At 68.0% G+C, this 14,472-nt stretch carries 17 protein-coding genes; 6 read left to right on the forward strand and 11 right to left on the reverse strand.

What is annotated here, in order from left to right:
• Positions 1-15: 15 nt before the first annotated feature.
• On the reverse strand, positions 16-1,803 hold the full coding sequence (locus QSK35_RS14060; RefSeq protein ID WP_285745994.1) for a S8 family peptidase: 1,788 nt from the start codon (positions 1,801-1,803) through the stop codon (positions 16-18).
• A 364-nt stretch (positions 1,804-2,167) separates the two neighbouring features.
• Here QSK35_RS14060 and QSK35_RS14065 point away from each other — a divergent pair, with 364 nt between their 5' ends.
• Both QSK35_RS14065 and QSK35_RS14070 read left to right on the forward strand, forming a co-directional pair.
• Positions 2,168-3,136, forward strand: coding sequence for an SAM-dependent methyltransferase (locus QSK35_RS14065; RefSeq protein WP_285746129.1), 969 nt, complete (start codon positions 2,168-2,170; stop codon positions 3,134-3,136).
• 24 nt (positions 3,137-3,160) lie between these two features.
• Positions 3,161-5,701: a non-ribosomal peptide synthetase gene (locus tag QSK35_RS14070; protein ID WP_285746131.1), complete on the forward strand. Its 2,541-nt coding sequence runs from the start codon at positions 3,161-3,163 to the stop codon at positions 5,699-5,701.
• 49 nt (positions 5,702-5,750) lie between these two features.
• On the opposite strand, the gene QSK35_RS14075 is transcribed toward QSK35_RS14070, so the two are convergent.
• On the reverse strand, positions 5,751-6,719 hold the full coding sequence (locus QSK35_RS14075; protein ID WP_285745995.1) for an NAD(P)-dependent alcohol dehydrogenase: 969 nt from the start codon (positions 6,717-6,719) through the stop codon (positions 5,751-5,753).
• 362 nt (positions 6,720-7,081) lie between these two features.
• Here QSK35_RS14075 and QSK35_RS14080 point away from each other — a divergent pair, with 362 nt between their 5' ends.
• Positions 7,082-7,330 (forward strand): hypothetical protein, encoded by a 249-nt coding sequence (locus tag QSK35_RS14080; RefSeq protein ID WP_285745997.1) that lies wholly within the window; start codon positions 7,082-7,084, stop codon positions 7,328-7,330.
• 63 nt (positions 7,331-7,393) lie between these two features.
• Here the strand turns inward: QSK35_RS14080 and QSK35_RS14085 are convergent, their stop codons facing one another.
• From QSK35_RS14085 to cds1, 7 genes are all read right to left on the reverse strand, one after another.
• Complete coding sequence (locus tag QSK35_RS14085) at positions 7,394-7,786, reverse strand: hypothetical protein (protein WP_285745999.1); 393 nt, start codon at positions 7,784-7,786, stop codon at positions 7,394-7,396.
• Entirely contained in the window at positions 7,783-8,226 is a 444-nt protein-coding gene (locus QSK35_RS14090; protein WP_285746000.1) for a hypothetical protein, read from the reverse strand. Before QSK35_RS14090 ends, QSK35_RS14085 begins: the two co-directional genes overlap by 4 nt.
• Positions 8,223-8,471: a hypothetical protein gene (locus QSK35_RS14095; RefSeq protein WP_285746002.1), complete on the reverse strand. Its 249-nt coding sequence runs from the start codon at positions 8,469-8,471 to the stop codon at positions 8,223-8,225. The genes QSK35_RS14090 and QSK35_RS14095 overlap by 4 nt, the downstream gene beginning before the upstream one ends.
• Positions 8,472-8,735: a hypothetical protein gene (locus QSK35_RS14100; RefSeq protein ID WP_285746004.1), complete on the reverse strand. Its 264-nt coding sequence runs from the start codon at positions 8,733-8,735 to the stop codon at positions 8,472-8,474.
• 9 nt (positions 8,736-8,744) lie between these two features.
• Positions 8,745-10,718 carry a glycohydrolase toxin TNT-related protein gene (locus tag QSK35_RS14105; protein WP_285746006.1) on the reverse strand — a complete coding sequence of 658 codons (1,974 nt, stop codon included), beginning with the start codon at positions 10,716-10,718 and terminating at the stop codon, positions 8,745-8,747.
• Positions 10,715-11,017: a hypothetical protein gene (locus tag QSK35_RS14110; RefSeq protein WP_285746007.1), complete on the reverse strand. Its 303-nt coding sequence runs from the start codon at positions 11,015-11,017 to the stop codon at positions 10,715-10,717. Before QSK35_RS14110 ends, QSK35_RS14105 begins: the two co-directional genes overlap by 4 nt.
• 70 nt (positions 11,018-11,087) lie before the next feature.
• Entirely contained in the window at positions 11,088-12,176 is a 1,089-nt protein-coding gene (cds1, locus tag QSK35_RS14115) for an L-cysteine desulfhydrase Cds1 (RefSeq protein WP_285746009.1), read from the reverse strand.
• A gap of 17 nt (positions 12,177-12,193) precedes the next feature.
• Between cds1 and QSK35_RS14120 the strand changes: the two genes are divergently transcribed.
• On the forward strand, positions 12,194-13,141 hold the full coding sequence (locus tag QSK35_RS14120; protein ID WP_285746011.1) for an ADP-ribosylglycohydrolase family protein: 948 nt from the start codon (positions 12,194-12,196) through the stop codon (positions 13,139-13,141).
• Here the strand turns inward: QSK35_RS14120 and QSK35_RS14125 are convergent.
• Both QSK35_RS14125 and QSK35_RS14130 read right to left on the reverse strand, forming a co-directional pair.
• Entirely contained in the window at positions 13,138-13,386 is a 249-nt protein-coding gene (locus tag QSK35_RS14125) for a DUF4229 domain-containing protein (RefSeq protein WP_285746014.1), read from the reverse strand. The genes QSK35_RS14120 and QSK35_RS14125 overlap by 4 nt on opposite strands.
• 4 nt (positions 13,387-13,390) lie before the next feature.
• A complete protein-coding gene (locus tag QSK35_RS14130) occupies positions 13,391-13,843 on the reverse strand; it encodes an Lrp/AsnC family transcriptional regulator (protein ID WP_285746015.1) in 453 nt (150 codons plus the stop codon).
• Positions 13,844-14,005: 162 nt separating this feature from the next.
• Here QSK35_RS14130 and QSK35_RS14135 point away from each other — a divergent pair, with 162 nt between their 5' ends.
• A complete protein-coding gene (locus QSK35_RS14135) occupies positions 14,006-14,209 on the forward strand; it encodes a BldC family transcriptional regulator (protein ID WP_285746018.1) in 204 nt (67 codons plus the stop codon).
• A gap of 67 nt (positions 14,210-14,276) precedes the next feature.
• The gene (locus QSK35_RS14140; protein ID WP_285746020.1) at positions 14,277-14,450 is read left to right on the forward strand and encodes a hypothetical protein; all 174 of its coding nucleotides are present in this window, start codon (positions 14,277-14,279) and stop codon (positions 14,448-14,450) included.
• Positions 14,451-14,472 lie beyond the last annotated feature (22 nt).

A 14,472-nucleotide genomic window follows, 5' to 3' on the forward strand; every position in this document is an offset into this window, starting at 1 on the left:
GGCCCAGGGAACCGATCAGAAGGTCAGGCCCCAGCTGTCGATGTAACCGATGTCGGCGCTGTAGACGTCCTGCACCTTCAGCTTCCAGGTGCCGTTGGCGACCTCGGAGCTCGCGTCCACGGTGTACGTGGTGATCACGTTGTCCGCGGAGTCACCGCTGGAGTTCTTCAGCCGGTACGTGGTGCCGTCCGGCGCGACCAGGTCGATCACGAGGTCGCCTCGGTAGGGGTGCTTGATGTCCACGGCGACCTTGAGCGTCGACGGCGCGTTGCCGGCGATGCCGGTGACCGCCACCGACGACGTCACCGCGGCACCGGCATCCGGAATGTCCACATTGGAGTCGTTGGTGAACGTCTTGCCACCAGGCGGAGTGCCGTTGACCGCCTCCAGCGCGTCGACCCGGCCCTCACCGTAGAACGAGTTCTTCGCCGTGGTGCCGGTGCAACGGCTGTCGCTCGGGCAGGCCTGGTCGTCGGCTTGCACGGCCAGCTTGGCGCGCAGGTCCGCGACCGTCGCCGTCGGGTTGGCGCTTGCCAGCAGTGCGGCCACGCCGGCGACGTGGGGTGAGGCCATCGAGGTACCGGACAACGAGCCGTACTTGCCGCCGGGGAGCGTCGAGTAGACGTTGTCGCCCGGCGCGGCGATGCTGATCTTGTTCGTGCCGAAGTTCGAGTACGACGACTTGCCGTTGCTCGACGTGAGCGCCGAGACCACCACTACGCCGGGCAGTTCGGTCGGCAGGCTGAGGCAGTCGTTGGTGACGGTGCGGGTGACCGGGGTCGAGTCGTCGGGGCTGGTGGTGTCCGTCGACTTGCTTGCCAGGTTGTAGTTCTCGTTGCCCGCCGCGGCGACGTTCAGCACGCCCTTGCCCTCGGCGTAGGCCGCCGCGCGCTTCACGCCCTCCAGGATGGCGGCCTGGTCTAGATCGTTGGGGCAGTTGAACAACCACGGGTCGGTGTAATAGCTGTTGTTGGTGACCTTGATGCCCTTGTCGCCGGCGAACACGAAGGCGCACACGGTGTTCTCCGGGAAGAACAGTTCGGTCGAGGGCTCCGCGATGCGCACCGAGGCGACCTTGACGCCGGGCGCGACACCGACCATGCCCTTGCCGTTCTTGTCGGCGGCGATGGTGCCGGCGACGTGCGTGCCGTGATCACCGACCGGCCGCCAGGCACCCGCGCGGGTGTCGAGCTTGCCGTAGGCGCAGGACGCCGACCTGCTCGCGTCGAAGCTGTCCTTGAGGTCGAAGTGCTGGTCGTCGACACCGGTGTCGAGCACGCCCACGGTCACCGACGCGGAACCCTGGTTGATGTCCCAGGCCTTGTCCGCGCCGATGTTGACCATGTCGTAGCGCGAGGTCTCGCTTGCGGTCGGCGTGATCTGGTTCGGCGACGTCGGGATGGCCGGATTCGCCGCTTCGGCCGGCACGTCGGTGGTGCGGGTCGCGCCGACCTGTTGCACACCCGATACCGCGCGGACCTTGGTGGCGAAGTCGGCGGCCGTGGAGTGCGCGACGATCACGCCGATCGCGTCGTAGGAGGCGAACACCGTGCCACCGTTGGCGGTCACGGCGGTCTTGCCGGCCGCTACGTCAGCGGGCGCGGTGATCACGAAGTAGGCGCGGTTGCCTGTGGCGGCGGCCTGGATGCCGGTCCCCTTGGTCTCCAGGTCGGTGACCTGGTTCGGGACTGGCTGCGCGGCGCTGTTCGCCGCGGCGGAAGGTGCGCCGGCGAAGGCTAGACCGGCGCCGAGCAGGGCCGCCAGCGCGGCACGGCCCAGCGACGTTCGTGACGACAGGGACACTTGCGTCCTCCGTTGAGCTCGTGGGGCGGTGCGCCGACCTGGCGCGGGCAGGGACCCCTGGTGCTCAGTTAGAGGAACGCGGACACGGTTCGGGACGTGGCTCCCAGTTCTTCACGGTTGCCGGTTATCGGTCGGCACGGCCCATTTGCAAACGTTGCCAAATGCCGATCAGATCGTTTTGAGCCGAACGACCAGCCAATTGAATCAGAACATTCGCAAATCCTTGGTTACACGACGCTAGTTCCCGGCTGCGGACTGCTCTAGAAAGGACCGACCCGGGAGCAAAAGGGAAGTCGAGCCCCGTACCCATAAGGCGGCCGCGCCTGCGGGTCCACTCAGCATTCATCCGTTAGCCGAGGTGACGATGGAGAAACATATCAACATCACGACGGAGGTGGACGTGACCGCCTTGGTCGTGGCCGCCACGCGCGCAATTGAGACAAATGGCGATGATCCACTTTTCAAAGATCACCTCGCTGCGGAATTCATCCGCGCCGCGGGTGTCGCCGACGTGTTTCCGGTGACCCCGGAGCAGGTCGGGCAAAGCGACAACCCCGAGGGCATCCGGGCACTCGTCCGCGTCGCGGCATTGCGCACGCGGTTCCTCGACGACTACTTCGCCGAGGCCGGGCTGGACCAGGTGGTGATTCTGGCGGCGGGGCTGGACACCCGCGCGTTCCGGCTGGACTGGCCGGCGGGATGCACGCTGTTCGAGCTCGACCACGGCTCGATGATGGACTTCAAGCAGAAGGTCCTCGACCAGGAGCGCGCCACATGTGATCGGCGCGCGGTGTCCATCGACCTGCGCACGGACTGGCCAGACGCGCTCACGGAGGCCGGCTTCGATCCCGAACGCCCCACCGCGTGGCTGGCCGAGGGACTGTTGCCGTTTCTGCCGCCGGCCGCCGAGGAGAACCTCTTCGACCGGATTCACGAGCTCTCCGCCGCGGGCAGCACGGTGGCCGTGTGGGCGACGGCGCAGGACATCCGTGGCGCCGACCAGAACATGCGCCGGACGATCACCGATTTCGGGGTCGACATCAAAGCGATGACCAACACCGAGCCACGCCAGGACGCGCGGGAGCGCCTCACATCGCTCGGCTGGAAGGTGACCGAATCCACCATGGATCAACTGGGCGAACGCTACCGCCGCCCACAGCGGAACCACCCCGTCACTTTTTCACCGCTCAACTCTGACGGCGGCCGTAGGAGACACGGAGATCAACCACATGACAAACGTCGGCCGACTGCTGACACACGCGGCCCGGAACCACCCGGATTCCACGCTGCACTACTATTCCGAAAAGGGCGTCCGGCAGAGCGGCTACCCTGAACTGCTGGACGAGGCGCTCGCATTCTGACCGGCTTACGCCGCCACGGCCTGCGCCCGAACGACAACGTCATGGTGCTGCTGGAGGACGCCGAAGCGTTCTTACCGGCCTTCTGGGCATGCGTGCTGGGCGGGTTCGTCCCGTGCCCGCTGCCACCGATGACCGGCGACGCCGAACACACGCGCGCGCAGCACACATACGTTCACGAACTGCTGGGCCGGCCACTGCTCGTGACCAGCGACAAGCTCACCCTGCCGGACATCCGGCTCGCCACGATCGAGAGTCTGGCGGACAACGAGCCCGCCACCAGCACGCACGACGCCGGTCCGGACGATGTCGCCGTTCTGATGCTGACGTCCGGGTCGACCGGGCAGTCCAAGGCGGTGATGCTCACCCACGGCAACCTGCTGGCGTCGATGCCCGCGAAGAACGGTTTCCACCGGCTGACACCGATGGACACGACGCTCAACTGGGTCGGCTTCGACCACGTCGCCGCACTCCTGGAATGCCATCTGCTGCCCGTCTTCACCGGGTCGTCGCAAGTGCACGTGCCGCCGTCGGCCATTCTCGACGAACCGCTCGACTTCCTGCGGCTGATCGCCCGGCACCGGGTGAGCGCCACGTTCACCCCGAACTTCCTGCTCGGCCTGCTCAATTCCGCCGACGTCGACGAGCTCGACGTGGACCTCTCCTGCCTGCGGCACATCATCAGCGGCGGCGAAGCCGTGCCCTGCACGACGGGAACGGCGTTCCTGAACAGGTTCGCGGTTCGCCGCGACGTGCTGTGGCCCGCGTTCGGCATGACCGAGACGTGCGCCGGCAGCATCTACTCGCGCGACTTCCCCGATGCCGACACGGGCCAGGAGTTCGCCGCGGTGGGCCGTCCCGTGGCGGGGCTGGACATGCGGATCTCCGACGACGGCGAGCTGCAGCTACGCGGACCCATGATCACGCCCGGCTACTACCGGAACACCGAGGCCACGCGCGCGGCGTTCACCGCCGACGGCTGGCTGCGCACCGGCGACATCGGCCGGATCGACGACGGGCGGCTCACCCTCGTCGGCCGGAGCAAGGACAGCATCATCGTCAACGGCCTCAACTACTACAGCCACGACATCGAGACGGCGCTGCACGAGATCGACGGCGTCGCCGCGTCGCACGTGGCCGCGTTCCCGACCAGGCCGAAGGGCGGCGACACCGAACAGCTCGTCATCGCCTTCCACCCCACCACCGGCGACGAGCAGGCGCTGTACCGGGTGCTGACCGCCATCCGCAACACCGTCGTCATGCACTGGGCGTTCCGTCCCGCGCTCGTCCTTCCCTTGCCCCGCAAGGAGTTCACCAAGAACAGCCTCGGGAAGATCTCCCGGTCCGCGTTGCGCACGAAGCTCGAGGCGGGCGAGTTCGACGCCGTCATCGAGAGCACCGCCGACCTCGTGCGGCGGCGCCAGGGCGACTACTCGCCCCCGAGGACGCCGGTCGAGGAGACCCTGGTCGAGATCTACGCCGACCTGTTCGGCATGAGCCCGGACAAGATCAGTGCCACCACGAGCTTCTTCGACCTCGGTGGCACGTCACTGGACCTGCTCCGGTTGCGCCGCAGCGTCGCCCGCCGGCTCGGCGTTCCGGAGCTGCAGACCATCACGCTGCTCACCGCGCCCACCGTGCGGTCGCTCGCGGAGAACATCGCCGGCGAGGTGAAGGCGTACGACCCCGTCGTGCCGATGCAGACCGACGGCGACCGGACGCCGCTCTTCTGCGTGCACCCCGGCGCGGGTGAGGTGCTGGCGCTGCTCGACCTGAGCCGGTACTTCATCGGCGACCGGCCGTTCTACGCGCTGCGCGCCCGCGGCTTCACCCCCGGCGAGACGCCGTTCGAGAGTCACGCCGACATGCTCGCCACGTACACCGACGCGATCCGGGCCCGGCAGCCGCACGGCCCCTACGCGCTTGCCGGCTACTCGTCCGGCAGCATCGTCGCGTTCGCCATCGCGCAGGAGCTGCAACGCCAGGGCGAGCAGGTGGCGTTCCTGGGCTGCATCGACTTTCCGCCGATCCTGCGCCCGCTGCTGACCGGTCTCGACTTCCCCGTGACGATCTCGGTGCTGGCGTTGTTCCTCGGCCTGATCACGCCGGAGCAGTCGCGGGCCTTTCCCGCCCGGCTGCGCGGTCTGCCGTTCGAACGGCAGTGCGCGGAGGTGATCGGCGCGGCCTCGCAGCGGCGGCTGGCGGAGCTCGACATGAACCTGGAGAAGTTCACGAACTGGATGACGCTCGCCGAGAGCCTGAAGGAGATCCGGGTCGAGTACGAGCTGAGCGGAACCGTTCCCGCGATCACCGTGTTCCACGGCGCCGAACCTCCGCCGCTGCCGATCTTCGACGGCGTCGGACAAGCCGAGGGCGAGCGGGTCTGGCTCGAGCGCCTGCATGACTGGGACGAGTTCTCCGACGAACCCGTTCGCTACGTCCGGGTTCCCGGCGAACACCACACGCTCACCACGCGCCCACACGTGGTGACGTTGCAGTCCCGGATGCGGCAGGAGATCGATCGTCGCCTGTCCACTTAGGACCAACGATGTGGCCCTCCGGGCATGTCCCGGAGGGCCACGACGGCTGTCACGTCGTGACGATCACCTTCGCCCGCGCGTGCTCGATCTCGACGTGCCGGATCGCCTCGGGCGCCTCGCTCAGCGGGTAGGTCCGCTCGATCACCGGGACGAGCGTCCCGGACTCCGCGAACTCGCGCAGCTCGCCCAGGTTCGCCTTGCTCTGCAACGCCTCCACGAAGAACACCCGGTGTTGCCGGATGAACGGCGACGCCAACCTGGCCTTCAGGAACAGGCTGTACGGCCCGATCAACGACCCGCCGTTCGACGTGCCACCGCCGGACAGGGCGAGCGCGCCGTTCGGCGTCAGCGCGCGGCGGAGGTCGGTCAGCGACCGGTTGCCCACCAGGTCGAAGATCAGGTCGTAACGCCGGCCATCGGCGGCGAAGTCGTCCCGTTTGTAGTCGATCACGTGGTCCGCGCCGAGCGACCGGACGAGGTCCACGTTGCGCGTGCTGCACACGCCGGTCACGTCCGCGCCGCGCGCCTTCGCGAGCTGCACGGCCATCGTGCCCACGCCGCCGGATGCGCCGTTGATGAGAACTCGTTGCCCCGCCTGGAGATCCCGCAGACCGGCCAGCGCGGTGTTGCCGGCCAGTGGTAGGGCAGCCGCCTGTTCGAACGTCAGGTTCGCCGGTTTGCGAGCCACCATGTTGTCCGGCACGCACACGTATTCGGCGAACGTCCCGTCGACCTCGCCGAACACCTCGTCGCCGGGCTTCAGGTCGCTCACCCGTGCGCCGACGGCCTCCACCACGCCCGCGAAGTCGCGGCCGCGGATCTTCGCCTTGGGAGCGCCCAGTCCCATGATCACGCGGGCGAAGTAGGGGTCGCCCCGCATGAAGTGCCAGTCGTAGGCGTTGACCGACGCCGCACGCACCCGCACCAGTACCTCGTCGTCGCCGGGCACCGGCTGATCGATCTCTCTGAGCTCCAGCACATCCGTTGAGCCGTACCGATCCTGCATGATCGCCTTCATCGCGGCCTCCTTGCGAGGGAAGGTAGGCGCGAGGCGGCGGTCAGCACATCAGGGACGACACCTAGGTGAGCACCGGATCCTGACGTTCCAAGAAGCTAATTCGTAACCACCCCGAATTGCGCTCCTACTGAGAGATGAATCAATTGGAACGCAATTCACGGCGATTCACATTGACAGCCTCGGACGATTCGACATACACGCAGCTCAAGCACCGCGGGTCGCCGCTTATAAACGAGACTGGAGTGTCATTTCAACCGCGCGTGAGCCCGGAAGCCGTTGACCAGAGATTCTGCGGATTTCTAACCTGGTGACGTTTTCCAGGCGACATTGACGGTCGTCGACAAAGAATTGGGAGAGTCACCGTGAAATTCACCAAGTTCGCGAGTGCCGCGGCCCTGGGCGCGGCCACCCTGCTGACCGTGGCGGTGCCGACGGCGATCGCCACCCCGTCATCGAGCGCCTCCGAAGTGCGGGGAACGCACCGCGTCGACGGATACAGGAACTACGGCTCGTGCGACAACGCACGCATCAACTACTTGCACGCCGGCTACAAAGTCAGCCTGCGCTGCTACCCAGGCCACGCCTGGTACTTCGAGTGGTACACCTTCTGACCGAGCGACCCGATTCGACACGAATGCGGACGGCCACGGCCGGACCGTCCGCATTTCTCTTTGTCACCAGGCGTCTTCGGTGTAGGTCTGCGGCTCGTCCTCATCCCTCGGCCGCCGGCGCGGCGCCGGAGGCTTGATCTCCTCGCCCTTGATCAGCTCGGCCAGGCGGGCGCGGTTCTCGTCCAACGCCTGCCGCACCATCGGGTCGTGCGAGGCCTCGCCGGTCAGCACCTGGCGCCAGCTCAGGCCGCCGCGCGCGATGCGGTCCTGCAGCGCGCGCAACGCCGGCGAGGCCTCCGTGGTCTTCGCGAACTGCATGACCCGGCGGATGTCCTCAGTGGACGGTTCGCGGCCGCGCAGGTTCGCCGCGGCCGCGCGCATGGCCTGCTCCGTCTCGGCGACGGCGGCGGTCAGCCCGTTCTCGGCGGCCAGGACGTCGGCCGTCCGCCACGTCACCACGCGTCCTCCCGGAAGTCCGATCCTCCCTCGTCGTCATCGTCGCGGGCTCTGCGAGGCTTCTGGGCCTCGAGGATGTCGTCGGCGGTCATGCCCTCCTGCAGCATCTGGAAGGCCTGCTGCATCTGCCGCATGTTCGCCTGCTGCGCGGCCTGCACGTCCGGGTCGGCGGCGGCCTTGCCGGAGACGACGTCCTCCCAGCTGAACTCGCCCGCGTCCACCTTGCGCTTCAACGCCTTCAGGTGCTCGGGCGCGTCGCGCTTGCCCGCGGCCTCCTCGACCTGACGGGCGATCGCCGCGGTGTCGATCGGCGGCAACGGCGGCAGCTGCTGCGCCTGCAGGCGCGCGGCCAGCTCGCGCGCCTCGGTGAGCCGGTTGTCGACCTGCGCCTCGGCGGCACGCAGTTCCGGGGTCTTCCAGCTGTCGTTCGGAGTGCTCATCGCGTTCCCCTGCGGTACGGGCCTTCGATCTCGTCTCGGGAGACGACTGCGAAGTAGATGTACTGGTCATACGGCTGCATGCCGTTCTCGTCAGCCCACCAGCGATCGCCTGCCGGGTAGAAGACGGTGATCTCATCGTCACGGACGAAGCCGAGATCGACCTCTCGGCCACGCCATACGCAGACGAGGTCGGGCTGGGAGCCCTGCTGAAGCGAGCTGAACGGAACCGGCACGCGATCGGGCACTCAGGCCCCCGGAGGCACGTACTGGAGCACGCCCTGCATGAGCTGCCGCTGGGCCATGCGGCCGAGGAGGAGGTAGCAGGCCGCTTCCTCATCCGCCAGCGTGACCTCGTCGAAGCGCGTGCCGCGTTCGCTCCAGAACACCTTCCACGAGCCGTCCTCCTCGAGGAGGCACCAGCGGTTGTCGGCTTCCCCTCCGATGGTGAACGACTGGGCGGGCACGCCCATCCGCTCGAGGAAGATGCCGACGGTGTCAATCGTGATCATTCAACTCACCTAGATCTCACGCAGGTAACCGGCGAGCACGAGATCGGCGACCGCGTGCTGGGACAGGAACTGAATACCACCACCGGGTTGGCCCATCGCGGGTGCGATCTCGCCCATCCACACGGGGATGGGCTTCTCGACCACATAGCGGTGGTAACCGTCGTCCAGGTTGGTCGGCGGCAGGCCGCGCTCGGGGAAGCTCGTGTCGGGCGGCGAGAGGAAGCGGCCGCCCGCGGGACCGAAGCGGTCGATGGTCGAACCCGGCTCCAGCACGACCGGGCGCCGCGCCTCGGGACTCGCGAAGCCCTCCGGATGCTTCACCGGGTCCGGCCAGTTGTAGTTCGGCGTGCCGTCGGGGTTCGTGCTCTTGACGTACTCGTGCTTCCAGGCGTCCTCGCCCTTGCCGCCGTGCCGGTCGTAGTCGTCCGGAACGATGCGCTTCACATCAGGGTGATCCGCGGGAAGACCGGGCTTGTCGACCAGAGCCTGCCGGTTCGGGTCCGCCTGCGCGAGGGCGATGTCCCTGTTGTTGACCAGGCCCGCCTCGGGGTGCTGGATGTTGCGCAACGCCACCGGTTTGCCGTCGGCGTCCCGGTGCTGGATACCGCCGGCGTCCGCGTCGTGGTACTTCACGCCGGGCACGTCGTCGTGCACCTTGGGCGCGGGCGGTGCGGCGTGATCGTCGAGCGAGCCCGACATGCGGGTGTTCGAGTCGGTGTCGTGATGCGCGGGCGTCGAGTCCACATGCGCCGGTGCGGGCGTGTGCGCGGGCGCCGGGTGCGCCGGAGCCGCGGGCGCCGCCGACGAAGCAGTGGTCGTGTCGCGGGGCGGCGTGTGCTGCGGCGCCGGAGGAGCGGGCGGAGGGACGTGGTGCGTCGGCGGAGCAGGCGGAGGCGTGTGGTGCGTCGGCGGAGCGGGCGGAGGCGTGTGGTGAGCAGGCGGCGCGGGCGGGGTCGCGGTCGATGCGTGCGTGGTGTCACCGCCGCCGTGCGTCGGAGGCGTCGTGTGCGCTGGCCCGCCAGGCGAAGGCGTGTGACCGGACGGCGTGGTGTCTCCGCCGCCGTGCGTCGTGGGTGGCGTCGACACCGCGGGACCGGACTGCGGGTGCGTCGACGAGGACGGAGCACCACCGGGGTCGCCGTGCGGCTTCTCCGCGTGGCGGACGTTGTGGCCGATGTCGCGGCCCCGGTCGCGGATCTCGGTCGCACTGTCCTTGATGGACCCGGCGTCGTCCTTGATGTCGTTGACCGAGTTGCGGACGTCGCGGACGCCCTCGGCGACCTCCTGCGTCGCGTTCATCGCGTCGGCGAGGCTGTCGGCGTCCTTCAGCTTGCCCAGTGCCGAGGCGATGCGGCCGACGGCGTCGAAGAGCGCCTTCACATCGGTGATCAATTTCTTGACCGTCTCGATGATGTCCATGATCCGCCGGTAGATCTGGTAGGCGTTCCAGACCATCTCGGCGGCCTTCACCCAGCCCGCGACCGGGATCCACACGGTGGCGGCGGCCTGGATGAGCTTGTTGACCAGGTAGTCGAGCAACTTGGCGGCCTGGCGGCCCAGGGCCTCCGCGCCCTCGGCGACGGTGTCGAAGCCCTTCGCGATCAGCTGGGCGACACCCATCTCCGCGAACAGGCCGGCCTTCCAGCCCAGCGCGATGTAGCGCTCGTGCGCCTTGGCGGCGTCGCCGTCCCAGCTGTCGCGCAGCTTCCCGACCGCGTCGGTCAGGTTGTACGACATGTCGTTCATGGCGTTGCCGACGTTGCGCCACGCGTCGCCGTCCGCGCGGATCTTCGACCAGTCGCCGGTGATCGGGGTGATGATCGTTTCGACCAGTGACTCGCCGGTCACCTGCTCGAAGATCCAGTTGACCGACTGGACGCCCCAGCCGCAGTTGTCGAGCACGTCGTTGAGGGACGCCTTGTCGATCTCCGGCGCCTGCAGGCTGTCGCTGATGGGACGCGGGTCCGCGTACGCCGTGGTCATCGCAGGATCCCGTCGAACATCTTGACGTGCGCCTGCTCGACCTTCTCGTAGTCCGCGGCGGTGGCGTCGATGGCGGACGCGGCACCCTCCAACTTGGACTTGCCGAAGTCGAGGGTCTCGTCGAACAGCGCCCGCACCAGGTCGACGCCCGGCTGCAGCAGCGTCAGCAGACCGGTGAAGCCGCTCTTGTCACACGCCGTGTCGTGCACGTACTTCCGGATGTTGTCGAACTCGGCCGCCTCCGTGCGCAGGTACTCGGCGTACCCGCGCAGCTCGGCCGGGTCGGTGAACAAGGACACGGCGCGTCCCCCCTCGGTTGTGCTGCTCGATTCTTCGCTGTGACGCGGGGGGCCACTTTACGGTTCCGGCTCACCACTTTCCTTGCTTATGGAAATCCTCGAGGCGGGCAAAACACCCGGAGAGATCCATTTCCTGCGCCGCGACCCACTCGTCGCTGTAATACGTGTGCGCGTACCGCTCGCCGCCGTCGCACAACAACGTCACGACGGAGCCACGGGACCGCGACGTCCGCATCTCGGCGATGATCTGGAACGCGCCCCACAGGTTCGTCCCGGTCGACCCGCCGACGCGCCGGCCGAGCAGCGACTCGACGTACCGGATCGTCGCGATGGACGCCGCGTCCGGCACCTTGATCATCCGGTCGATGGTCTGACCGACGAACGACGGTTCGACGCGCGGGCGGCCGATGCCCTCGATGCGCGAGCCGCGCGTGCCGACGAGCGACGGGTCGCCCTCGCACCACGCGTCGTAGAAGACCGAGAACTCCGGGTCCACCACGGCCAGCCGCGTGTGCAGCTTGCGGTAGTGGATGTAGCGGCCGATGGTCGCGGAGGTGCCGCCGGTGCCCGCGCCGACGACGACCCAGTCCGGTTCGGGCGACGCCTCCAGTTTCATCTGGTCGAAAATGGACTCGGCGATGTTGTTGTTGCCACGCCAGTCCGTCGCGCGCTCGGCGTGCGTGAACTGGTCCATGAAGTGCCCGCCCAGCTCGGCCGCCAGCCGCCGGGATTCGTCGTAGATCGCGGACGGCTCGTCGACGAAGTGACATCGCCCGCCCTGACGTTCGATCAGCGCGACCTTCTCGGCCGACGTCGATCGGGGCATCACCGCGATGAACGGCAGCCCGAGCAGCCGCGCGAAGTACGCCTCGGACACCGCCGTCGACCCGGACGACGCCTCGATCACCGGCGTCCCGCCCGCGATCCAGCCGTTGCAGATCGCATAGAGGAACAACGACCGCGCCAGCCGATGCTTCAGCGAGCCCGTCGGGTGCGTGGACTCGTCCTTCAGATATAGGTCGATGCCCCATTCCGGCGGCAGCGGGTAGCGCAGCAGATGGGTGTCGGCGCTGCGGTTGGCGTCGGCCTCGATGATCTTGACGGCCTCGCACACCCAGTGCCGTGTTCTGCTGCAACTGCGGTCCACCGAAGTACTCACGCGGGCACCATAACTCCGTGGAGAATTTTCTCGGCTCACTGCTCGCGGGCGCGGTCGGTGACGCGCTCGGGTTCCCCGTGGAGTTCAGCCGGATCGGTGACATCCGGCGCAAGTACGGACCCAGCGGCATCACCGGCCTCGCCGACAACCCCGACGGTCTCGGCGCGATCACCGACGACACCCAGATGACGCTCTTCACCCTCGAGGGCCTGATCATCGCGCGCCGCCACGGAATCGATCCCATGTTGACGGTTCGCGCCGCCTACGGGCGCTGGCTGCAGACGCAGCAGGGACCGGAGACCGCGCACGACGGCTGGCTGATCGACGTGCCGGGGCTGCACTCGCTGCGCGCGCCGGGCAACACCTGCCTCACCGCGTTGCGCAAGAACGACGCGAACAACAACTCCAAGGGCTGCGGCGGTGTGATGCGCGTCGCACCCTGCGCGCTCTGGTCGGACGACCCGAACGAGATCTTCAACCTGGCCGCGGGCTGCGCGCGGCTCACCCACGGCCATCCGAGCGGCTACCTGTCGGCCGGCGTGCTCGCGGTGATCGTGCACGAGGTGCTCCGCGAACAGGCACTGGACCAGGCGATCAAGACCGCGCGCTCGATCCTCGTCGGCCACCAGGGCCACGAGGAACAGACCGAACTGCTGGACAAGCTCCCCGGACTCGGCCGGCCGACACCGGAGCTCATCGAGTCCGAACTGGGCGGCGGCTGGGTCGGCGAGGAGGCGCTGGCGATCGGGCTGCTGTGCGCGTTGCGCGGCGACAACCTCGCGGACGCGCTGCTGCTCTCGGTCAACCACTCCGGCGACAGCGACTCGACCGGGTCGATCTGCGGCAACATCGTCGGAGCGCGGGACGGCGAAGGCTCGATTCCGTCACATTGGCTCGAACCGCTGGAGCTGCGGGACGTCATCGAGCGGCTCGGTAAAGAAGGACTTGAGGTTCTCCGGGGTTAACCGAGGGAGTCGCCGCGCAGCTGGGCGCGCAGCTGGGCGCGCTCGGCCGCGCGCTCGGCCAGGCCCTGCGCGACCCGCATGCGCAGCCCGCGGAACAGGAACAACGACGCGGGCAGCGCGACGACGACACCCACCGCCAGTGCGACCAGCAGCGGCACCTTAGCCACCAGCAGACCACCGGTGACCAGGGCGATCAGGCCAACGCGGGCGAGGATGTAGAGCGTCACATCACGGGCTACGTGCACCCGTTCAGGTTATCTCGCCCGTGTTCGGCCGTCCCTCGAAGCGGGTGGAGAGCACAACCGTGGTGCGGGTGCGCGCGACACCGGGGATGCGGCGCAGCCGGCCGAGCGCCCGCTCCAGGTCGTCGACGGTCGCCACGCGCACCTTGACGATGAACGACTCGTCGCCCGCGACGCGGTAGCAGGACTCGACCTCCACGAGCTCCGCCAGGGCGTCTGCCAGCTCGTTGTCGTCCGCGGTGTCGGTCGGGTGGATGCCGATCAGCGCGGTGACACCCAGCCCGACGGCACTCGGATCGACCACCGCGTGATACCCGACGATGACGCCCGTGGCCTCGAGCTTGCCCACCCGTTCGTGCACGGCGGAGGCGCTGAGGCCCACCTGCCGGCCGAGGTCCGCGTACGTGGCGCGCCCGTTGGCGCGGAGGGCGGCGATGATCTGACGATCAAGAGCATCCACCCGCGACAGCTTAGGCCGTGCGGACACGCGTACCTACGCCCGGTGAGATGTCCGGTCCGGGCAGTTCGTCCCTTACTACCTCTTTACCTTGAGACAAGTGTTCGAGTACCTGAAGGGTGAAGTGACACGATGCGGGCGGTACGTCTGATCTGAGGAGGACGAGTGACCGCGTCCGAACGTCTGCTGACCCCTGGGGAAGTCGCCAACCTGTTCCGGGTCGACCCGAAGACCGTGACACGTTGGGCGACCGCCGGCCGCATCGGTTCCATCCGCACGCCCGGCGGCCACCGCCGGTTCCGGGAGACCGAGGTGAAGGCGCTGCTAACAGAACTGACCACCGAAGCGACTGAACCGGTACGCCACTGACCCCGTAGTTACTTCACGGCCGCGGGTAGTCTCGTGGGCAGTGCTAGTTCTCGGAGGTGTGGCGACCGTGATCTACCTACTCGCCGCGATCGGTGCGCTCACCGTGGCAGTGCTGGTGTGGCGGGCTTTCGCGCCGCAACAGCCGGAGTACACGCCGGGGCGCAGGACCATCGCACCTGATGACGACCCGGAGTTCTTGCGGAAGCTCGACGAGAAGCGCCGCAAGGGCACCGAAGAGTGACGTGAAGAGGGCCCCTCACCCG

The organism is Lentzea sp. NBRC 105346 (assembly GCF_030269605.1).
In the GTDB taxonomy this organism is placed as follows: domain Bacteria; phylum Actinomycetota; class Actinomycetes; order Mycobacteriales; family Pseudonocardiaceae; genus Lentzea.